The 21475-nt window shown below is 45.4% G+C and carries 21 protein-coding genes and 3 tRNA genes; 11 read left to right on the top strand and 13 right to left on the bottom strand.

The annotated features are described in order from the left end of the window. Positions 1-5: 5 nt before the first annotated feature. Positions 6-1403, bottom strand: a complete 1398-nt coding sequence (locus ACJJIQ_RS12610; RefSeq protein WP_282933535.1) for an adenylate/guanylate cyclase domain-containing protein — start codon at positions 1401-1403, stop codon at positions 6-8. Positions 1404-2291: 888 nt separating this feature from the next. Here ACJJIQ_RS12610 and ACJJIQ_RS12605 point away from each other — a divergent pair. Then, a tRNA-Ser gene (locus tag ACJJIQ_RS12605) sits at positions 2292-2379 on the top strand. A gap of 951 nt (positions 2380-3330) precedes the next feature. Continuing rightward, positions 3331-3418, top strand: a tRNA-Ser gene (locus ACJJIQ_RS12600). A gap of 129 nt (positions 3419-3547) precedes the next feature. Here ACJJIQ_RS12600 and ACJJIQ_RS12595 read toward each other — a convergent pair. The 10 genes from ACJJIQ_RS12595 to ACJJIQ_RS12550 all read right to left on the bottom strand — a co-directional run bounded on the left by ACJJIQ_RS12595 (position 3548) and on the right by ACJJIQ_RS12550 (position 14150). Next, positions 3548-3799 carry a hypothetical protein gene (locus ACJJIQ_RS12595; RefSeq protein ID WP_445364784.1) on the bottom strand — a complete coding sequence of 84 codons (252 nt, stop codon included), beginning with the start codon at positions 3797-3799 and terminating at the stop codon, positions 3548-3550. A gap of 464 nt (positions 3800-4263) precedes the next feature. Then, positions 4264-5402, bottom strand: a protein-coding gene (locus ACJJIQ_RS12590) for an IS3 family transposase (RefSeq protein ID WP_445354143.1) whose coding sequence is annotated in 2 segments (ribosomal slippage) — positions 4264-5153 and positions 5153-5402 — 1140 coding nt in all. Because the reading frame shifts where the segments join, the coding sequence is not laid out codon by codon here. Between the two features lie 733 nt (positions 5403-6135). Continuing rightward, on the bottom strand, positions 6136-6642 hold the full coding sequence (locus ACJJIQ_RS12585; protein WP_445364812.1) for an HAD-IA family hydrolase: 507 nt from the start codon (positions 6640-6642) through the stop codon (positions 6136-6138). A gap of 663 nt (positions 6643-7305) precedes the next feature. After that, positions 7306-9114 carry a hypothetical protein gene (locus ACJJIQ_RS12580; protein WP_445364783.1) on the bottom strand — a complete coding sequence of 603 codons (1809 nt, stop codon included), beginning with the start codon at positions 9112-9114 and terminating at the stop codon, positions 7306-7308. Positions 9115-9235: 121 nt separating this feature from the next. Next, entirely contained in the window at positions 9236-9853 is a 618-nt protein-coding gene (locus ACJJIQ_RS12575) for a LysE family translocator (protein ID WP_445364782.1), read from the bottom strand. A 73-nt stretch (positions 9854-9926) separates the two neighbouring features. Continuing rightward, positions 9927-10424, bottom strand: a complete 498-nt coding sequence (locus ACJJIQ_RS12570; protein WP_445364781.1) for a T6SS immunity protein Tdi1 domain-containing protein — start codon at positions 10422-10424, stop codon at positions 9927-9929. Positions 10425-10512: 88 nt separating this feature from the next. Further along, positions 10513-10947, bottom strand: a complete 435-nt coding sequence (locus ACJJIQ_RS12565) for a CPBP family intramembrane glutamic endopeptidase (RefSeq protein WP_445364780.1) — start codon at positions 10945-10947, stop codon at positions 10513-10515. 1000 nt (positions 10948-11947) lie between these two features. Next, positions 11948-12889 (bottom strand): IS1595 family transposase, encoded by a 942-nt coding sequence (locus ACJJIQ_RS12560; RefSeq protein WP_445362153.1) that lies wholly within the window; start codon positions 12887-12889, stop codon positions 11948-11950. A gap of 242 nt (positions 12890-13131) precedes the next feature. Then, positions 13132-13713 (bottom strand): HD domain-containing protein, encoded by a 582-nt coding sequence (locus ACJJIQ_RS12555; protein WP_445364779.1) that lies wholly within the window; start codon positions 13711-13713, stop codon positions 13132-13134. Between the two features lie 128 nt (positions 13714-13841). Beyond that, positions 13842-14150 (bottom strand): hypothetical protein, encoded by a 309-nt coding sequence (locus ACJJIQ_RS12550; RefSeq protein ID WP_445364778.1) that lies wholly within the window; start codon positions 14148-14150, stop codon positions 13842-13844. Between the two features lie 266 nt (positions 14151-14416). On the opposite strand from ACJJIQ_RS12550, the gene ACJJIQ_RS12545 reads away from it, so the two are divergent. From ACJJIQ_RS12545 to hdeA, 4 genes are all read left to right on the top strand, one after another. Further along, on the top strand, positions 14417-14917 hold the full coding sequence (locus tag ACJJIQ_RS12545) for an HNH endonuclease family protein (protein ID WP_445364777.1): 501 nt from the start codon (positions 14417-14419) through the stop codon (positions 14915-14917). 379 nt (positions 14918-15296) lie between these two features. Next, a complete protein-coding gene (locus ACJJIQ_RS12540; RefSeq protein WP_445364776.1) occupies positions 15297-15977 on the top strand; it encodes a hypothetical protein in 681 nt (226 codons plus the stop codon). A 108-nt stretch (positions 15978-16085) separates the two neighbouring features. Then, positions 16086-16313: a hypothetical protein gene (locus ACJJIQ_RS12535; protein ID WP_445364775.1), complete on the top strand. Its 228-nt coding sequence runs from the start codon at positions 16086-16088 to the stop codon at positions 16311-16313. Between the two features lie 2 nt (positions 16314-16315). Beyond that, entirely contained in the window at positions 16316-16744 is a 429-nt protein-coding gene (gene hdeA / locus ACJJIQ_RS12530; RefSeq protein ID WP_445358700.1) for an acid-activated periplasmic chaperone HdeA, read from the top strand. Positions 16745-17045: 301 nt separating this feature from the next. Here hdeA and ACJJIQ_RS12525 read toward each other — a convergent pair. Further along, a tRNA-Arg gene (locus ACJJIQ_RS12525) sits at positions 17046-17121 on the bottom strand. 410 nt (positions 17122-17531) lie between these two features. On the opposite strand from ACJJIQ_RS12525, the gene ACJJIQ_RS12520 reads away from it, so the two are divergent. Continuing rightward, complete coding sequence (locus ACJJIQ_RS12520) at positions 17532-17711, top strand: PA3496 family putative envelope integrity protein (protein WP_108735213.1); 180 nt, start codon at positions 17532-17534, stop codon at positions 17709-17711. A 339-nt stretch (positions 17712-18050) separates the two neighbouring features. On the opposite strand, the gene ACJJIQ_RS12515 is transcribed toward ACJJIQ_RS12520, so the two are convergent. Further along, entirely contained in the window at positions 18051-18743 is a 693-nt protein-coding gene (locus ACJJIQ_RS12515; protein WP_445364774.1) for a 2OG-Fe(II) oxygenase, read from the bottom strand. A gap of 304 nt (positions 18744-19047) precedes the next feature. Here ACJJIQ_RS12515 and ccmA point away from each other — a divergent pair, with 304 nt between their 5' ends. Genes ccmA through ccmD form a run of 4 tightly spaced genes read left to right on the top strand, consistent with a single transcriptional unit; the run spans position 19048 to position 21418 of the window. Next, on the top strand, positions 19048-19716 hold the full coding sequence (gene ccmA / locus ACJJIQ_RS12510) for a cytochrome c biogenesis heme-transporting ATPase CcmA (protein ID WP_445364773.1): 669 nt from the start codon (positions 19048-19050) through the stop codon (positions 19714-19716). Continuing rightward, positions 19703-20416, top strand: a complete 714-nt coding sequence (gene ccmB, locus ACJJIQ_RS12505) for a heme exporter protein CcmB (RefSeq protein WP_444932714.1) — start codon at positions 19703-19705, stop codon at positions 20414-20416. Before ccmA ends, ccmB begins: the two co-directional genes overlap by 14 nt. Positions 20417-20430: 14 nt before the next feature. Beyond that, positions 20431-21174, top strand: coding sequence for a heme ABC transporter permease CcmC (ccmC, locus tag ACJJIQ_RS12500; protein ID WP_445364772.1), 744 nt, complete (start codon positions 20431-20433; stop codon positions 21172-21174). 1 nt (position 21175) lies between these two features. After that, positions 21176-21418: a heme exporter protein CcmD gene (ccmD, locus tag ACJJIQ_RS12495; protein ID WP_413665105.1), complete on the top strand. Its 243-nt coding sequence runs from the start codon at positions 21176-21178 to the stop codon at positions 21416-21418. Positions 21419-21475: the final 57 nt, after the last annotated feature.

The raw sequence follows: 21475 nt of genomic DNA, 5'->3' as shown, positions 1-21475 counted from the left end.
TAAAATTAGATAATGACTTTGCTCTTCAGGTTGGATGCTGCTTTTTGTAGGGACTGTAAAACCTTTTCCTTATCGTAATTTCGGATTTTATCCAGGTCTAAATGCATTGAGAATCCGGGGGCATGCTCCTCCAAGTAACTCTGCTGGCCACCCAGGTTCTTACGCAGATCAGTAACCTGGTAAACCTTCACCGGGGTACTAATACCTTTTACGGTGATGTGCCCTTTGTCCCGGCACATTACTGTGTGTTTGATCATGGCCCAGGTCTCGTGGCTAATCAGGATTTCTCCCGGCTGGGCGGCGCCTTCCAATCGAGAGGCGAGGTTAACGTGGGTACCCATCACCGTGTAAGACTGGTAGTTGGCAGTACCAAAAATGCCGACAGTACAGTAGCCGGTATTAATACCCATACGAACCTGCAGGGGGCGCGAGATACCTTTGTTGTACCATTCCTGCTTCATTTCACGTACGCGTTTACGCATCGCCAGGGCCATAGCTACGCAGCGCAGAGCGTCTGACTTTGGTCCTTTACTCTCATCGTCCCCAAAAACAACCATTACCGCATCGCCGATAAACTTATCGATAGTGCCGCCGTATTGCCCAGCGATGCGTGCCATTTCAGAGAGGTAATTATTGAGCAGCTGGGTAAAGGTCTCTGCCTCTAATTCCTCGGTGAGCTGGCTGAAGTCTTTGATGTCAGAAAAGAAAACGGTGAGGAGCTTTCTCTGGGTCACCAGAGCTTCTTCATCCCCAGTAGTGACAGAGCGCCACAGCTTTTGTGGCAAGTACTTGGAAAGTTTGTAGGAGCGAACCTTGCTAACGCGCTGCTCAACCATCAGGGAGTGATTGGCTTCCTTAAGCTGGCCAATCTGGCGGTGGGTAAAGAATGCATAGGCGCATAAATAGGCCAGAATACAGATCAGGCTTACGGTGCTGATAGTGAGGTCAGCGCTCACCAGTAAGGATGGTTCGTGCATCAGGTACCCGATAACGACCCCAACCAATAAGCCGGTATTGTGCTCAAACCAAGCGCGACCACCGCCGCCCCCAGTGAGGGCATTCAGCTGGACCATGGTAACCAGCAGCAGCGAGGGCAGCATGCTGAAGTCTGCCAGGGATATGGTGATGCCGATCAGTACTGTATCCAGGAAAGAAAGGCAGCGGCGGGTTTTCAGTGCTTTTTTATCGCCAGTTTTGTAGAGGATAAATTGGGCGAGAGCGGTATAAGCAATGATAAAAAGAGCAGATCCGGTAATAACCAGCTTGTCTGATTGCCATGGCGCATCCCAATTCACCGCGTTTGCCAGGGTACCGGCAGCGGCAAATAAAATCAGGGTGCGAAAATAGGTGGAGTAGCGAGGGTTAACATTCCGCCCCGTGCTCTCCTCAAGCTGGTCCTGCATTTGTGTTGTTCTTTGTCCGTTTGAGCAGAAAGTGAACACCTTGCGCGTTGGCGATAGGGTGGCTCCGATTTCCCCATCCACCGTATAGCCACGCCGTGACTCCAGCAGCGCAGTTTACTCTTCCGAGGAACAGAATGCGAAAAAACTGTGCATGCAAGTGATATTTTTCTCGTTGTTGTTGCCAGTGATATTACCGCACCTCCAGCCTCAGAACCTCCCAATTTTCATGGCAGATTTGCAGTTTAGGCAGGGAGGGTACCTTAGGGCTTTGTGTATCAAGGTTTATATAGATAGCGACCACTGACTCTACAGCAGACAAAAGATTATGACAGGGTGCTTTTTCGACATTACTAACCTAGATCAATCTGAGCTCAGGAATCCGGGTGACTTGTACAGGTGAAGAGAAAAGGGGGGTGTCAGCAAAAGGCAAGTTTTCCTATAGCTGCTTTAAGGGGTTGGGTATCGGCCTCAGATAAAGCCGGGCTTATATTCACCTTTGAGTCAAGGGGTTACATAAGTTGTACAGCCCATATATTGGAGAACTGAAGGGGCAGAGCAGGCCGGAAAACTAATGCTGGTCGGACTAATATAGAGCCTGGATCAATCGACTCACAGAGTCTAGCCACCAAACCTGCGATAGCTGAGGGGCTCATTTGAGGGGGCAAATAGCCGTGGTGACTTGTAGCGGATAGTCTGAGCTCCCTCATGATGCCCCGTTTTAACAGCCAGAGAGACTTTTTTCGCATTAGTGCTTGCACAACAAGGAACATTTGGGTAAAGTGCGCGCTCTCTCGACGACACAGCAGCTATCTTCCTGATTTCCTTGAAGATTTCGCTGAAGAGAGAGACCGCTACAACGCGGAGAGCCCTCGCGAAGGGTGACAATTTGGTGAGGTGTCCGAGTGGTCGAAGGAGCACGCCTGGAAAGTGTGTATGTCGCAAGGCATCGAGGGTTCGAATCCCTCCCTCACCGCCATCTTCTAAAAGCCCGGCTTATGCCGGGCTTTTTTGTTTCTGCCTTTCGATTGGTTTCTCTATGTCTTCTTTGGCGATTCTACTCGTCAGCCTAGAGATTTTTGGGCTTTGCTAAGGGGGGATCTCATCTTAGAAGGGTTTGCCAAATACTACTGCGTTTGTAATTGACGGGCTGTTAGACTTAAGGGGTGCACAAAGGCCTCTTTACTCATTCTGCTGTAGTATTTTATATAGGTACTCATTTTTGTTGCTATTATCCCTGCTGTCTAAATTGTGGGCTAAGTTAGTTTTGAGGGAATTTTAACTGTGAGTTAGCTCTTCTCCTTGCTTTTGCCTGCAGCTCCACTGTCTACTTTTTTGGGTTAAAGTCATACATATTTATATTTTGGCTCTTATTGAGACAAATTATCTAAATAAAATTTGTACCTACTAAGTGAAAACTTCTTATTCAGCAATCTTCTCTATTTCCTATTTTTTCTTTCATTTAGAGTGGCTTGTTGGAAGTTTGCGCTATCGGCCATTTAAATAATGGCAATAGTCTCAGAACTGCCTACAAAGTATTTGGAGGCAGTGAGAGTTACGCAGCTAGTATCAACTCACTACGCCGAGTTATCAGCTATAACGCAATAAACAAACCCTAATAGGGGTGGGGTGGGCGCAAAGCTTTTTCCAAGCATAGTTGGCCAGTTTGGCGGCGGTGTAAGAGGAGGCAGTTGGGGAGCCATTCAATGGCTTATGTGGGCTCTCAGGGAAGCCGCTAGTAGCTGAGCATGAGCACTAAGAAAAAGGTAAGTACACATTCACCCCAGATTCCACTGGAATTTTCTTCGACATTTGGGTAAAGTGCGCACTCTCTCGACGATATAACAGCTATCCTATTGATTTACTTAAGGGTTTTGCTGGTAAGAGAGGCCGCTTTAAGGCGGAAGGCCCTCGCAGGGGGTGACAATTTGGTGAGGTGTCCGAGTGGTCGAAGGAGCACGCCTGGAAAGTGTGTATGTCGTAAGGCATCGAGGGTTCGAATCCCTCCCTCACCGCCATCTTCTAAAAGCCCGGCTTATGCCGGGCTTTTTTTATTTCTGAAGTTTTTGTTCTTTAGTCTTGAGTACCAAAGACCTTAGCTGCCACCGCTTTCTCCTATAGTCGGAGGAGGCTGCTAGGCAGAGACCCTATTTATTACCGCAATACTCATCAAAATTGCTGGGAGTGTTAGCAAAGCCAGCCTTCTCTGCAAGTTCCCATGGTCGTTCGCATTCTTTAGTTTTACTACACCAAAGGTAGCCGGCTGAGTTTATACATCCGTGGGCATCCTTGTCTGAACCGACCGGTGTGGTGGGCTTGAGATCCTCTGGAGTATCTGAGGAGCACCCCATCAGGGACGCGACTAGAATAAAAGCGGCGGCTTCTTTGATTTTGAGCATTACAATCACCAGAAAGTTAAGGTTATTGTTAAGTATACGATTTAGTGCAGTACCCTTCACAAGCCGTGCCTGATTGTTACTTCAAGGCCAGTTCTTTAATATTATTATTAAGTTTGAAAGGGTATGGGGTTGATAAGCCCCTTCATTCTAGTAGCTTATCTGCAAATCTGGCTATACTTAAAAATCACCCTCTCGATAACTCTCAAAAGTGCTGGTTACTTTAATATCCTGTCTTAGGGCTGTGATATCTCTATCGCAGGAAAAAATAAGTCCGTAAGTAGTAGCGGATTGCCTAAATCTACAATATTTCATACTGACTTCACCATACTGGCAAGCAGCTTTTCACATGCTCTATAGAGAATAGGTTCTAGCTCTTTTGCTCCAAAAACAGGCCTATATCTGAGCATCCCTCTTAGGCTGAATACTCCTGAAAATGTTGTGGTCAACTCCAACCGGACACTTCTTTAAGCACATTTCTCAAATTCGATAGGGGCTAGGTCTCCCAGTGTTGTATGTATTCTTCGTGAGTTGTAATAAGCAATATAGGCTCTTACATCTGCTACCGCATCCTCCCTTGTCGGATAAAGGTTTCCCGTTACCCACTCCCGCTTCAGGCTGCTGAAGAAACGTTCAGTCGGTGCGTTGTCCCAACAATTTCCCTTACGGCTCATTGAACACACCATCCCATGCTGACTCAATAACGTTTGGTAGGTATGGCTGGCATACTGACTGCCACGATCAGAGTGATGCAGGAGACCTTTTGGGGGCGAACGCAAATTGACAGCCATCATCAACGCACGAGTTACCAGGGCCGTTTCCATCTTCCGATCTAGATGCCAACCAATAATCCGGCGCGAATAGAGATCAATCACTACCGCCAAGTACAACCAGCCCTGCGAAGTCCAAATATATGTAATATCAGTCGTCCAAACTTGATTTTTAGCACTCGGTGAGAACTCCCTATTCAGAAGGTTCTCTGCGACCGGTAGGTGATGTTTACTGTCTGTCGTTATTGTAAATCGCTTCTTACGCTTTACTGCCAAGCCTAGCTTTTTCATGAGCTTGCGGACTCGATAGCGCCCGACTTCAAAACCTTCTTTACGTAACAGCTTCATTAACCGACGACTTCCGAGGCTCTGTCTAGATTCTGCAAATAGGGCCTTCAAACGATGGCATAGTTGCCATGTTTGAGCATCTATTGAGCTATTACCACGGCAACACCAATCGTAATAGCCAGTCTTACTTACCTGCATTACCCGGCAGAGCACCCTAACAGGAAAGCTGCCTTGCTGTTTTTCAATAAAGCTGTACTTTATTTCATTTCTTTCGCAAAGAAGGCGCTGGCCTTTTTTAGGATTTCTTTCTCCATCCGCAACTGCTTATTTTCACGTCGTAATCGCTCTAATTCTGCGCGCTCACCTACATCCAACCTTACACCGTCTTCTTCCTGCTTCAGTTCCTTTATCCAGCGTCGCAGGTTATTGGCTGTTGTTCCTACAGCCTCTGCTGCTTTAGAAATTGAATACCCTTGCTCAGAGACTAGCGCTACGGCGTCTTTCTTAAATTCCGGCTTGAAATACCGGCGTGTACCTTTTGTTGTCATACTTCACCTCGCTTGGTAGTTTTACCATCTTAGCGAAGTGTCCGGAAGGATTAGACCACTACAAAAATATTCTCTCCATGGCATTTTCTCTCGAGCCCTATAAGAGGAGTGTGTTTTATTGGAGTCGGCGTAATAGAGTCGAGCTGCGACCTCAATCTTTGGCCGCCAGAATACAGGCATTGCACCAAATTCTCCAAAGTATGCGGTGTCAAACTCACCCCCTCTTACTTTTAAGACTACAACCTCTAGTGCTAAATCATTGGATTTAGGTTCTATTCGACTCGATATATGTGGTAAGGAGAAAATTTCTACCAGCCTATGACGAATGCCCGCCTCTAAATCTTCGCCCTTAAAAGCTCCCCAAGCACCAATCTTGCTAAATTCATTCTGTGAGACGACAATCATTTTATCCAGATAGACTCGTGGTTTACTCTTTTTAAATAACTTTGAGAACATTCTTACTGTAGCCAGATGTAGGTTTTGTGAGGATGGGTATAAGGGTTAGTGCTAGAGGTGTCGTGTGAAACTGACATCCTATTAGACATGGAATGATAGGTTTTCTGTCTATATTTTGCACTACTGTTAATGGCTAAATTGTACCTCCCATGGGCAAAGAGCCAAATAGATATTGCTTGTCGGGAACCATCTTTTCTCTGCCGCCCATGATGACCGGTTGTAGCATGAGCTTGAATGAATGATGGTAATAAACTAAAGGTATAGTGTTCTTGGGGGATTAGTTACCTATTAGTTTTGGTAACTCTCTCATCGCTTGAAAGGACACTACGCCAACGGTATTAGATTCTTCATTAAAACGATTAAAAAAGTAAGTTTTCATGCCTGCTTCTATACCAGCCTTAACTCCCACTGGCCCATCATCTATAACGGAGCAGTTCTTAGGATGGTGGCCCATACTTTTGGCGGCATGTAGGTATATGCCTGGGTCAGGCTTCCATATACCTACTTCATATGAACTGAATAAATTATTTCCGAAATACTTAGATAGCCCGCATATATCTAATGCATGCTTGATTTTTTGCAGGGGGCCGCTAGATACTACCGCTTTCTCACCATCAAGTGCCTCAAGAGCGTCTGCTACACCTTCAACAGGTTTTAACTCTCTGGTAAAGAGTTTTGTGACTATATCGCGATAAGCTGCAACAAAATTGCTTTTCAGTTTGATATTATTCTCTTCTTCTAATAGGGATAGAATGCTTGCCAGTTTCCAACCCCTAAATCTTATGACCAGTTCATCAGCATCTAGGGAGACTCTGAATAACTCCGTGATACCTCTGCAAGCCCCGAAGGGCGGGCCTTGAAGGCCACAGCTGCTGCGTTGCAGCTCTTGCCAAGGGCTACGGCCATTCGCGGCGAGCTGCGCCTAACATCTGCAGCCTTCAAGACCCGCAGAGGCATTACGGAGTTATTCAGAGGCTCCCTAGTTTTATTCCGTAATTTTCGAACATCATAGCTAAGCCAATACTGGAGAGATGTTCGCTATCAACTAAGGTGCCATCGTTATCAAAAAGCAGGCATTTACTCACAGATGAAACTCCTATTGATTTCTTTTATGTTACGCTATTTTTCCCATAGTGAGTTTATATAAATGATATATAAAGCCGCCGCTGCAATAGGCATGAAGTGCCACCAATAAGAGGAGGCGTCCCCTCCGAGGTTGTATTGGTATATAACAATACCGGCGGCAAGTACGCTAATTGAGGGTAATAAGTATAGGGAAGCCGCAAGTATCACTGATGAAAGTTTTGATAAATTTCCTCTATTAGCTACGCCACCTCCAGCGAATGCGCCATCATAAAAAGGAATCCGCAAAAAGATAATTGAAGAAATGAGCCTACAATAACCCAAGTTAAAGACATGTTGATCCGTCTCCTTTGTATAATTAACTCTAAAGTCCTGCCGTGCTAACTGACCCTGGTGAGGGTATTGCTGCTTTTTCTTTTTTGTGGCTTATTATTCTAATTATATGATTTATTACGGGGTCTTCTCCTGCGAAATACTCTTCAGATGAGAGTGTTACGGGAACATGTGGTGCAATCCAGATGCGATGATCTTCGGCCTTTGAGGCCTGATGATATTGAGATGAAATAATTCCCCAGACACCGCTGTAAGGAAGTTTAAACCATCCCGCCTCACCTAAATGGTTGGGTCTGCTCCCACTTGGTTCACCGACAATGATGATGTCAGTCAAGCGATCGAGGTCTGCAAGTAACAAATGTGCAGCGGAGAAGGTATTCCGTCCAATAATCACAAATAGATTATTCTCTTCGCTATTTTCTGAAAAATGAATTAACGATCTTGTTAAGGGAGGGATAATAGAACCATTGCCGCCGCTGTTGTGACGCAAATCTAGAACAAGATTTTTGACTTTTCTACCCTTGGTGAATGCTGTGATCTTTTTACTGAATACGTCCAGTGGGTGTGACTTATCTTGTGCGACCCTATTAAATTGTAAATATAGGAGATCATTGTCAGAATTGTATTCAAGCCAATAGTTTTCTTTCTTGTTCCTTAGGTAAAGTAAGTTGTCCCTATTATTAGGTGCGGGTAAGGTTGGAAAACCTGTAAAGTTGAAAGGTTTTCCTGATAGAACTACTTGCTCTTTGGCTCCTGATTTTTCTTCCAAAGTTAGTGGGATCTTCGATGCACTTTCTACTATGCCTAAACCCTCGAGAACCTCCGGTAAGGCCAGATAGTAAGGCCCCAGCCAGTATTGTTGCATTTCGTTATCGCGGGCATTTACAGTGGCAATCTTTTTCATTACTGCATCTATCGGCTGGTTGGCTACAGAAAGGAGTTTTTTCCCTACAAGATGCTTATATTCGGTATCGGCACCTACAATGAATATCCCATCATTAAACCAATAGAGCTGGATTGGTAACTTGCTGAATGAGCCATTCCTAGAGTGGGTTGGGACAATAAAGTTGTGTCCATTCCCTAAGCTGGCAAGTAGCGCCATCATTCTAAATACGATTTGTTGGTCGGTTAAGTGGGGGATTTCTGTTTTAATTTCGTTTATGTGTAATGCTAGATCTTCCTTTGATGAGTGATGGTAGGGGTTAACATGTAGGCGTAATATTTCATCAGCTAGGAAGTTTAAATCTGTCATCCAGCGTTCATCTCTCGATAAATTTTCCAGCTGGCTTTCCCCAGAAAGCTCCTTATACATGTCGTCTTGAGATATGTGTTGAAAATCACTACTACCAATGAGGCTCTTTCGGTCATCCCATCTGAAATCGAGTGCTTTTTGAATCCAGCCTAGCGCTTGGTCTTTCTCTTCCATTTTGGAATAGCATTGTGCAATTTTGATCATTATATCGTTAGAGGGGGATGAAGCTGATCTTATCCCCGATATGATTGTCCCTAGTTCTAGGGTTCGTTTGAGTGAGGGAATTGCTTTGTTACATTGGTTCGTCTCAATGTATCCATGCCCGAGTAAAAACCAAGTGTCTCCATCATCTTTATATTGGGCGGTTAGTTTTTCGAGCAAGGGAATAGCTTTTTCCCAGTCATCGGTTTTTGCAAAACTTACTGCTTGTTCTCGCTCTATCCAATATTCGGAGCCGCTAGAGGGAAAGGACTGGGAGGGCATTTGACCAATAGCGCTGTTGGTCATAAGGTCTGCCTTTGAAGCGACTACTTCAGGTGATGGAGTTAAGAAAAATCCGAGTGCCGAAAAGGTCAAAAAAATTTTCATGCTTGTTTGTGCTTATTCTTTTACGATTGAGATTCTTAGGGGTAAGCTTGAATCAGGTATGCCTAAAGCAATATTAAACTTAATGTTAGTAATCGCTTTACAGTTTTTGTTAATGGGGGGCTCATTCCCTGCTCGTAAAGGCGAGTTTGAGCCCTAAAGCTGCGAAGCTACCAGCAAAGGCTCGTTGGATAATAATGCTAATTTTTTCAGAGTGAATAACATAATTTCGAATGACTGTTGCTAGTAAGCCATAAACAGTGAAAACCAGAAAGGTCATAGCCATGAAGGCAAGTCCAAGAATCAGCATACTATCTAAAGGGTTCTGTAATTGAGAGGGAATAAACTGGGGTAAGAATGCCAGGAAGAAGATGGTTAGCTTTGGGTTCAGGATATTAATCATGAATCCCTTGAAAGCAATTGAGGTTAAACTCTGTTTCTTTTGATTTTCTTCTAGAGTCAGGGAGTTGCTAGATTTAAGCATTGACCAAGCTAGGTACAATAAGTATGCGACTCCTGCATATTTTACAAACTGGAATGCTAATGCACTGGTATGAATGATTACGGACAGCCCCATGATGCAAGCAAGGATAGAGGGGATGATGCCTAGCGTACAACCTAACGCTGCAGAAATACTTGCCCGTTTACCCTTAAATAGCCCCGCAGCAACTGTATATAGAACTCCCGTTCCAGGTATCAGCACAACGATAAAAGAGGTAATCAAAAACTCAATGCTTATCATAAGGGCAAGTCCTGACATGAAATTATAGATTTAAATGCTGGATTTAGGGATAACCCTTTTGAATGGTGGCCTCTCAATCTTCTTCAATTTTTAAGCTTATACCAGCTATTGGTGTTCCTGGGGGAAGGCCGCTGAGTTGCTCATGTATCTGTCCTAACAGATCTAGATGGACTTCCCAAGATATAGATTGATAATTTTCTGTAATGTACTCCCCGCCCATTATCGGTGGTCGGATTGGTGAATAGCAACAACCTTGAGTTAATGGTTGGTCCACTAACTCAAGTAATAATCTATATTTAAACCAGTGGCCCGGAATATCTTTCATTGCTGCTATCATCTCTCGGAATGTACTCCAGGATTTAGCGGCAAGTTCCATTTCTCCTGTGCCAGTATCTAGGAAATAGACACGTTCCTTGTTCAGTAGGCCTTCCTTCCTTTTGAAGAATAAATCCCCCATGGAGGTCAGAAGACACATGGAGGCCTTTTTGCCAACTAGCCATCTCCAGCATTCAAGGGCATCTCTTTTTCCTAGATCAGTAACTGGAGCAAAAATATCTACTTCATTATCCATAATGTATTTCTATATGCCTGCGGTAAAATTGCCCAAAACTCATGATTGTTCTTAATCCAAGCCTCTGTCACACATCTATGGCGCTACGTCAAGATTTTTGTGGAGACAGCAGTTCGCTTGCAGATTGAGCGGAGCCGAACTCTTGTTGGCCCTTTCTCCAGAAATAAATGCTGATACAAAAAATAACTACAGGTAAAACCATACCAAATTCATTGAGATACCAACCTGAATCTGTGCTTTGTAGGGTCAATGGATTGAAGAATTTTTGAATAAATGCATTGTGGCTCATGTGGAAAATAACGGCAGGCCAAACACTGTTAGTCTTTAATCTTACGTAAGTCATGATGACTGACATTGACATTAAGCCTAGCGTAAAGAAAAACAACTGATAGCTGAGAGGGGCTGTTCCATTCCCGTAGACACCTGCTACTATCATGGGCCAATGCCAGGCGGCCCATATAAACCCAGAAGTTAGTGCGATCCCTGAGAAGGACATAAGCTTTGAGAGCTCAGGTACAAGCAATCCACGCCATCCAATCTCCTCCCCTAAAACTCCAGGCAGTATCAATATAAAGCTGATACTTGCAGTAATTAAGAATCTAAAGAGGATTACACTGGTATCACTCCAGCCATCTACTTTATACCCTTCTCTATAGTGCAGTAACGTATTCTGAGTTATACCACTCCCCGAAACCTAAGATCCACATAATGAGGTAGGCAGCTGCTACATAGCCCAAGGGTACCAAATAGCTTAACCACTGATATCTCCAGCTTCCCCAAGACCACCCTAAGGAGCCCAGGCTCTTCTTGAATATCAAGCATGTTATGACCGTGGCAAGACCAACAGAAAGCATTAAGGGTACTGCGCTTTCCATATGAAAAATTAGCCAGTATCCGAGAGGGTAGGGGCTCGCTGTGAGGATTAAAAAAACAGCGATAATTTTGAGCGAACTCAGCGATTCTTTCATCTAGATCGTTAACTCCGTGTTATCTTGAAAATGGCTAATCTGTAGTATGTCTATGTGCGAAATAGGATGTTTCTTGTACTGTTAATGAGTGGGGATTACAAGAGGCGTAAGGTTTTGAAGGTTGCCCTGCAGAGTACTGTTATTGAGGCTAGGTGAATTTTACACTCTCTAAATTATCTATTCTAAATGTAGAAGGAACAGCCTATTGACCTTTTATTTGGCTTGGCTGCTTTAAGTCTACCAGACGACACATTGCATCTTTTTGTAGATTCGATTAACGGTATCCTTTGTGAGATACCCAGAGATATTGATCAATCTTTGTAGGCTTAAAGAGTCTAGCTTTAGGTAGGCCTATTTTTTTTGGTAGTTCGAGGCGCAGCTCGAAGTGTCTTTGTTAACAACCGCTTACTGGGTAGGTATTATTTTTCATGTGGAAGTCAACTTTTGAATGAGAATATATATCCTATCAGCTATGCTTGATCTGTGTTTAAGAGGGTGGTGAAATTGAGGGGATGTAAGTACAGTAGAAGTAGTAAAAAGTTACCTAATTACCACTTATGCTAAGCCAATTTTTAGCAACCTTTCTGGCATCGGTGGTGTCCGAAGAGAGACGTAAATCAATCTTGGAATGAGTGCCGACAAATCAAACCTCCGATTAAAGCGATATTGAAATTCTGCCAAATAGCGCTGTGCATATTTCGGCCTAATAGCATGGTAAGTGCTACGTAGCGCACTCTTTAAATTACCAAGTACTGTATTTACCCAATAGAACTCAGGCTCTTCAACAGAAGCTCGGCCACCACCACAAACAATTTTGTCATGTACACAACCGGCCTCCTTAATGGCATTGAAGCATGGAAGACCATCTGAGATGACTGTGCTGCCACTGCAAAGGTACTTTTTACTCCAGGTTGAAATTTCACTGCTTTTGAAGCCCTTGATAATTGAGAGCTTAATACGGGTTGGGCGTCCCTCCTTGGTTGTTTCAACGGCCGCCACAAAGGGAGTTTTACCCTTGGCTCCGCGCCCGGGCTTGCATCCAGTACGCTCACCACCGAGATAGGCATCATCTAGTTCAATAAAACCGGACAGTTTGTATCGTTGGTCTCGCTCCATCATCACTTGCATGAGTTTCTGCTTCATACGCCATGCTGCGTTGTAAGAGATACCTAGATGTCGAGATAGCTCCATAGAGGAAATGCCCTTCTTATCCTGAGTAATCAGGAAAATACCGAGAAACCAGGTGGTGAGGGGGAGCTTCGTGGAGTCAAAAATTGTACGAGAGGTAATCGATGTCTGACGCCGACAATGGTTACATTGCTTAAGCTTGCGATAAGCGAGGTCGCAATGCTTGTCATGCCCGCAGTGAGGACAACTAAAGCCATTGGGCCAACGCCACTGCGACAGTGCATCGAAGCACTGTTCCTCGCTGCCGTACATTTTGAGGAATTGGGTCAAACTAATACCCTTCTGAAACTGTACCTTGTTGCGAGCCATGGCGTATTCCCTTGCAGATCAACGAGATAGCTGTATTTATATACAGTTACGCATAACTTAGCAAGAGTGGTAATTAGGAAAAGTTAAACTCTTCTTAAAGGTATAATTTCAGGTGCTTGCTATTTTTAATTTAATATGCACCTCTGTACCAGCTAGATGTAAAATTTTATAATTATCTCACTGTTAGAGTAGTGCATTCTACTCGTAGCATTACTGTATACAAGTTTATGGATGCCTTCTGATCACTTTAAAGCTCCACTCTCAATTGCTTCATGAAGCTTTTTCTCTATAGTAGACCACAATTTATGACTGCCACTTGCTATTTTTTCTGAGTTGACAGTGAAAACCTGTTCCTTGGAAATATTGTGTTTCTGCCAGCTATGGCCGTTACCATAAATGTTATGTAGTAGTGGCGGCACTCTATCAATCGCTTTTGCAAACTTAGCATCAGGTGAAACGCCTTCCTCAAATTCCTCCCATAAAGCTATAAATTCAGCTGAGAGCTTGTCCGGTAATATCGATAGTGTTTGCGCTAGACTTTGGGTCTCACTTGATTGTTGCTCGTCGGTGAGTGGTTGATACACAATTTGATCACCTGCTCCAATTTCACCCAGGTCATGTATCAATAGCATCTTAACAACGCGGCTAATATCAATACGTTCATTGGCGTAGTCTTTGAGCATAAGTGCGATTAAGGAGACATGCCAGCTATGCTCTGCTGAGTTCTCGTAACGATTTATGCCGACTGGCTTTGTTTGCCTCAGGACAGCTTTAAGCCTCTCAATTTCGATAACAAATTCTATGATTTTTTCAATATCACTCATTCTACTTCGCTTCTCACGTAGGGTCTTCTATTGAAACTGAATTATATAAGTCTTTGTTGGAGTATTTTTAGGCTTTGATATAAAGATATTATATGGTACGCCACAGTTTCCCTCTGGCTGATGCTGATTCAATTGTTTACTGCTTCTTCAGCCCACACAGGTGATCTGAAGTGATTTTTATTTATAGTTTTGTTGTGAAAATTTTTTAGAATCACTCCTTCTACATTCACGTTAAGATCTAGGGATACATAGCCTTCAGGCATGTATTTATGTACTGTAAGATGTGTACCACTTGGGATTATCATGCCTTCATTAGTCTGTAGCGATTTTGTTAAAGTCCAGACTTCAGATGTACCGGAATCTCGAAAGCTAAGGAAGGTGGTAGTGGAACCTACCCCAAGGAAAAATCCTACGATTAAAGTTGTTATTGTTTTCATGTATTTCCCTATTGTTGCTGAGATGTATTGAATTGTTCTGCTAACGAATTTTATTGATTTAAGTATATACAGTATCGATAAATTGTCGCTATTTGTATATTTTTACTACTACAGGTTTGCACATGCTAAATAACCCGTATCTCTGTCAGGTTCGATTATTATTTATATCCTCGAATAAATTTTGTGTTAAGATAAGTGCTTGTTGACGCGCCCTTAAACTACAATCAAAATGCTCCTCCAGCAGTAATTAGCCGCAGTTTAGCTTTATGCGACTCAAGTCTTTATTAATAGTGTCCATGCTGACCCTCAGCGGGTGTTATGAAGTAACCCCTCAATCTTATGATCGCAGTGAGTGGTTGCCACGGTGGTCTGATGTCGATGGTGATTGCCAGAATACTCGCCAGGAGCTATTGATCCGTCTCTCTTTGGCTCCTGTTGCCTTCAGCAATGAGAAGAGCTGTACAGTGGTTACAGGCCTGTGGATGGACCCCTATACGGGACAGTTTTTTGAAATAGCCTCGGATCTGGATGTGGAGCATATAGTACCGCTATCTTGGGCTCATAAGTACGGTGGTGCTAGCTGGAGCCAGGAGCAGCGCAGAGCTTTTGCAGAAGACCCTGCAAATTTGTGGCTGGTTGATGATGGCCACAATCGCAGTAAGGGAGATAAAGGGCCCGATCAGTGGCTGCCGCCCTATAAGCCAGCCCAAGCCATTTATATTCGTCAGTTTGAGGTTGTGGCCCGTAAGTATCGGCTTGGCGACTGAATACGACACTCTACCGTTAGAGCTGACATTGAGCTGATTTTTAAGTAAATCGGCTCCTAATGGAAATTACTGATCTCCAGGTTATTTAGATCCTTCACTCCTTGCTCCCCATCCTATTATCTCCTTCGGGTTAGTTAACAATAGTGATATTTAGCTATCCACCTAACCTACAGGTCCTGGTATGAACGCTAGTCAGAAATGACATTAATGTACACTTCAGTTAAAGCACTGTGATTTTCTTCTGTTGCTGAATATTCATTTCTGGGATTACTTGCCGCTTAGATAGGGTGGGGCGTTACGAATTTGGCTTCCTTGGGTTACATAATTAAAGTGATATTTACAGGCATTGAATTGAGTTCAAAGATGATAGGGGAGAGCTATGGATAGAGTTGCTGGTATCTCGGCGTTTGGCATGGGGTTAATTTATATTAGTGCGTTTGTATTCTTTGGTGCTTTTTGGTCTTTTCCATCGGCTGGGAGCCCCATAGAAAAAATGACGTTCTTGGCGGAAAATCAACTGATTTTTAATATTGCCTATACCCTAATGTACTTGGTCTTTGCGATCTTACTGGGCTGTGTGGTAGTTAGCTTATATGAAAAGCTAAAAAGCAAGAGGAGAGAGATTGCTGCATTGGCATCCTTGTTTGGAGCAGTCTGGGTGGGCCTTGTAATAGCGAGCGGTATGATCGCAAATATAGGGCTCGCCTATGCTTTGGGGCTTATGGAGGTCAGTGTTCAGAAGGCTTTCGATACCTGGGGAATAATATACTTGATGGTTGAGAGTCTTGGTGGTGGCAATGAGTTGGTGGGTGGACTTTGGGTTCTGCTAATTAGCACTGCTGCATTGCAAATTGGACTTTTTTCCCGGCCATTAAACTTTATCGGAGTGCTAGTGGGAGTGGCGGGAATTGCGACTATCTATCCGGACGATATCTTTACAGAAATATTCGGAATTTCCCAAATAGTCTGGTTTATTTGGTTAGGTTTCTCTTTGCTAAGGCTGGGTAGGCACAGTCAAAAATGGGAGGCAGCAAACTCTATTCCGAGCGCTAATAGCTAAAGGTGTATATAGGTAAAGCCTGCTTCTTCACTTGGAATGTGTCAGAACAATAAAGTTTGTATGCAAGTGGGTAAGAAAGTGTTTTTGATTTTTCCCAAAAAATGAAAAATGCGTCTATCCTTTCAATGGGCCAAGCATTCGTTGATTCAGTGTCTTGGCTTGCGTTTCCGCTGTCGTAAGGCTGGTGAATCCGGGGCTGTTCCTTGCCTCGCTGTTTGTCGCAGTCATTTTAGTGACTTGCCGGCCAGTCCTCCCCGGCCCGTGGGTAGCGAGCGGATTGCACATTACCTGCAATTGATTCACGGGGTGATAACCCTGGATATTTTGGAGATCTAATTGTGAAAAGTAAGCAGTTCATTCTTCCTTTGGTAATTGCCAGTCTTGCTGCTTCTGCTGCCTTCGCGGATAACCATCCCAAGAAGCCGGCGAAAGACTGGACCTGTGCGGATTTCCTGGCTATCGACGATGAGTTTAAGCCTAAAGCAGTTTATTGGGCTGCCGCCTACGCCAAGAAAGGCACGGAAGAGGGGGATATGCTGGATATTGAAGGCACAGAAAAAGTGACGCCGATGGTGATTACCGCTTGCACCAAAGCGCCAAAAGAATCTTTCTGGGCTAAGTTCAAAGATGAGTGGCACAAGGTGGGGATGCACCACAAGAAGGACAAAGCTGAAAAGCAGATGATGAAAATGCAGAAAAAAATGCAGGATGGCACTCAGATGAACAATAGTAATGGTGGCAATGGCACAAACGGGACTAACCAGTAGGCGCTGTTCGTCAATACTTGCATTGCTATTGTTCTGGGCCCGGCTTGTGCCGGGCTTTGTCTATCCTGAGATGGAGATTCACCAGCGAAATGGTTTCGGTTAGTATTTATGGTGAATGGACGAAAAGTAGGCAAATGGATTTGTGATATGGGAAAGACTGTAAGAAACGAAGCCAGGCGCGGGAGAACAATTAGCCGTTCTACCAGGCTCTTCTGGGGTGGGGTGCTATTGGCTGGGTTATTCCTGGCGTTGTTTATGCATTCGGCAAAGGCAGTCGTTTGCTAATTTGCCTTGATATGTATGGCGCCCCCGGGTGGACTCGAACCACCAGTCCGGACTTAGGAGGTCCGTGGTTTATCCTGTTAACCGACGGGGGCGGGTGTCAGCACTGCTGAAGAGCGGCGCTATTCTAGCCTGTGGAAAGCCCTGTGTCATGTCATGCTTTTCACCATTAAATCACCTTCCATCAAATCGTACCAATTTGCTGTGTCACTGAGGGTAACATTGGCGCCACTCGGTTACTGCTATTCCCGTCGTTCCCTTTTCTTAAAATTTTCGAAAAACCTTCATAAATCTGTCTTTTTTCTTCGCTACTTTGACTTCGAAATGGCGGTTTTTGCGGATAGCTTTGTTCGGGGATCAGCTGGAAAGTTTTGACGTAAAAGCCGCATTTCCACTTGATAAATTATTGCTTGACCACGATTGATTGAGCTGGATAACCTGCAATTGCACCCTTGGTGCGATAAGGATATTTCTGCTTTCTCTAATCAAGATTATGGAGTTTCGTATGAGCGGCCACGTTAACGAAAGACGCCTAGATTTTGATAATGTGGGTATTCCACAAATTGCAACTGAAGTGCTGAAGGAAGCTACCTCTCAGCCACCACGCGACGCACGTCGAATGGTAGAAGACAAATTGGAGGAAAAGCGTTTAAGGCGTGAATTAATGGACTATGACTTCGACTAACGAAATATGCTGAAACTTTAACGGCTACAGCCAGCTATGCAGGGTGCAGATAATAAATAAAAGTAATCTAAAAATAGGGTTGCTTAAACTGTACTCTGCGTAGTTAATAGATTTTATTGAAAATTTGCCTTTCCTGCCCAAGTCACCTCTATTTTTCCCTAACTCTTCTCTGTGCTTTTAAATCGTTGGGCTCTGTTTCCCCGTATTGTATTTTCCACTAATTAAAGTTGTTAGGTTTATTATTTTTGCAATGGGTGCTATGGAGATAGGGAAGAAGGTGTGTATGTACAGAGCCCGTAAGGGATGCGGGCTCTATCGTAGGTATTGAATTGGCTGTAGCTACATATTTTGTGTGGCTGCAAAGTTGCCTCCAAACCAGCCCAGCAGACGCTTGAGTTTTGAAGCTAATTTGCCGCGCTTGGCCTTTCTGTTTTTGTCAGCATCGCTGACTAACCAGGCTACCTGGATAACCAATCTTTTACCTTCGAAAGGCAAGTGTCCGTGGAACGAGTTATCGGCTCGCTTAAATGCGGCCAGGGTACCGTACGAAGGTTTTACCTCTGGGGCTGCGGTATCTTCAAAGTTATCGCCGCTTTTTAAGAAGCGCAGGCAGCCTGTGCCGTCCAAGGACCACTCCGGGTTCAGGTAGAGCAGGGCGGTAGCAATTTTTGACTGTCCGTCGGTATGGATGCGGCCGTGGCGTTTCTTGAGTGTACGGCTAATGGAAACATAGGTTGGGTATTGAGAAAGATTCTCAATACCCAGGTTGTTGCCAATAGCATCGGCAAATTCTGGAGCCCTAAACTGTTCAATCAGTTCATTTATTGTGGTGCCACAACTGCTTCTATCGTAGGGAAGGTAACCGGCCCCTTTAAGCTTTGGGAAGTCTTTGATAAAGGATGCCATCAGGTTCTCGGCCAGCAAGTTCTTGGCCACGAAGAAAGGAAATGGCTGTTGGTGAATCTGGCTTTCTTGGCCAATTAAAGTAGTAGCGTCGAGCCAGGGATCGATATGGGTGGCGAGATTGTTCATAGACACGCATCCTTACGAGCAGAAGAATTGGCCCTTTTGGGGGTCCAGCTTTATGTCGACTTCTGAGATTACCCACTTCCTTGAGGGTACAGCGAGAAACAGGTACTGAATCTCACGACGGTGTGAAAATACCAAAACTACAATTCAGTGCCAATTTAAATAGCGCTTTTCAGTGTGAATCAGTGGGCATTCTTGCGAAAGATCAAGGGTTGCTAAAATGTTGCTCGCTGAGACAATGCAATTAGCGCTGGTGCCGGTATAATGCCGTTCAGATTTGTCAGAGCGGTTTTATCCTGGAATGTCTGTGACCCCTAAGTCCCAAGTTGTGCTGCAAGTGAGAGATCTCGCCTGTGAAAGGGATGGTCGGCGCTTGTTTGAGGGCCTTCAGTTTTCTCTTCAAGCCGGCGCTGCAATTCAAATCAAAGGCAGTAATGGCGCGGGTAAAACGACCTTGCTGCGCACTTTGATTGGCAGTAGCAGTGATTTCACTGGGGAGATCCTTTGGTGTGATACCGCCTACCCGCAATCGCTCTCGGTGATGCGTGAGTCCTTACTATATATCGGGCACAGGGGCGGAGTGCGCAGTGGCCTGACTCCGCTGGAAAACCTCACCTGGTATGGTGCTGACCATGAGGACGCGCTCAATGCGCTCGATAAAGTCGACCTGACCGGCTTTGAGGACAGCTTGTGCCACTCCCTTTCCGCCGGCCAGAATCGCCGGGTTGCCCTAGCGCGATTATTTCTACCTGATTCCCCTCGATTGTGGATACTCGATGAGCCACTGACCGCCCTCGACGTTGTGGGTGTTGCTGCATTGGAAGAGCAAATGGCGGTCCATCTTTATAGCGGTGGTTCAATTCTGCTGACCTCACACCAACCTCTGTCATTAGCCGGACTCAGTGAGGTTAATTTGTCTGACTATTCAGTCTCTGAGCCTTTTGAGGATTTTGGGGGAGAGCATGTCGACAGTTGATGTCCAAACACCGGTGAGCGAAGTGCGCAGTGGCCCTGGTTTTATGGCGCTGTTCCGGATTGAAATGCTCTTGGCGTTGAGAAAACGAGCAGATATTGCCAACCCCTTATTATTTTTTGTGACGGTTTTAGCACTTTTGCCGTTAGGGGTAGGACCTGAGCCCGAACTTCTGGCAAAGATGGCTCCGGGCATGATCTGGGTAATGGCCCTACTGTCCACCATGCTATCCCAGGAAAGCCTTTTTAAAGGTGATTTCGAAGATGGCACCCTGGAGCAGCTCACCCTGTTACCACAACCGCTTTACTTTGCGGTTCTTGCAAAATCCCTGGTGCACTGGATTGCCACAGGCTTGCCGCTGGCATTGCTGTCGCCGCTGCTCGCCTTAATGCTGAATCTGCCCGTGGATGGTTATGTTTGTTTGCTGGCTTCCCTATTGCTGGGAACTGCAAGTTTGAGTTTGATCGGGGCCATTGGTGCTGCACTCACTGTTGCCTTGCGCCGCCCCGGTTTGCTCTTGGCACTAATTGTTATGCCGCTGTATGTGCCCGTGCTAATCTTCGGCACCGGCGCAGTACAGGCGGCAATTGATGGCTATGCCTACAGCGCCCAACTGGCGATATTGGCAGCACTCCTAGCGGCTGCTGCGGCACTGGCGCCACTCGCTGCTGCGGGTGCAATACGTATTAGCCTGGATAATTGATTTGGAGGTCTTTCTTGGCTTGGCAATGGTTTCACCGCCTGGGTTCGCCCCGCTGGTTCTATCAAAAAACTGAAGCCTGGCTGCCATGGCTGGCGCTGGCTAGTGTTGTATTGCTCGCTGTAGGCAGTGTTTGGGGCCTGGGTTTTGCCCCAGAAGATGCCAAGCAGGGCAATAGTTACCGCATTATCTTTATCCATGTACCCGCCGCCTTCCTGGCCCTGGCCGGTTACTACATTATGGCGATCAGCGGTGCTATCGGCTTGATCTGGAAGATGAAGCTCTCCTTTGCCGTGATGCGCGCTGCCGCGCCGATCGGTGCGGTATTGACCTTTGTTTCGCTATTTACCGGTGCTGTGTGGGGTAAACCTACCTGGAATGCTTACTGGGTATGGGATGCCCGCATTACTTCAATGCTGATACTCCTGTTTCTCTATGTCGGCGTTATGGCACTTACCCACGCAGTGAACCGGGAGCAAGTCGCCGACAAAGCTTCTGCGTTGCTGGCCCTGGTGGGCACCGTGAATATCCCGATTATTTACAAGTCCGTAGACTGGTGGTTTACCTTGCACCAGCCCGCGACCATTCGCCTGACCGAATCCAGCAGTATTGATCCGAGTATGTTCTACCCTCTGCTGACCATGATTATCGGTTTCTACTGTATGTATGCCTGGACCCTGCTGACTCACACCCGCACTCTGCTGCTCAAGCGCGAGATGCGCACCAAGTGGGTACAGGAAGAACTGGCGGGAGGTCGATAAAGTGGAGTTTCAATTTGCCAACCTGGCTGATTTCCTAACGATGGACGGCCACGGTGTATTTGTGTGGGTGTCCTACGCGGTGACTTTCCTGAGTCTCGCGGGGATGGCTCTCTACCCTTACATTGCCCGCCGTGGCCTGAAGGCAGAGCTGGTGCGACAGCAGAAAATTGCCCAGCGCCGCCGCCAGGCAGTGAGTGAGCGCACAGTAACCACAAAGAAAGAAACAGTAGAGGAACCGGCTTAATTTCAATTTGCTGGGTTCCAGCGGATAGGGCGATGGAGAACCTATCGGCGCAACAGA

The organism is Microbulbifer maximicatervae (SeqCode), assembly GCF_052468295.1.
The sequence above is the reverse complement of the archived record's forward strand: the minus strand, read 5'-3'. Positions and strand labels throughout refer to the sequence as shown.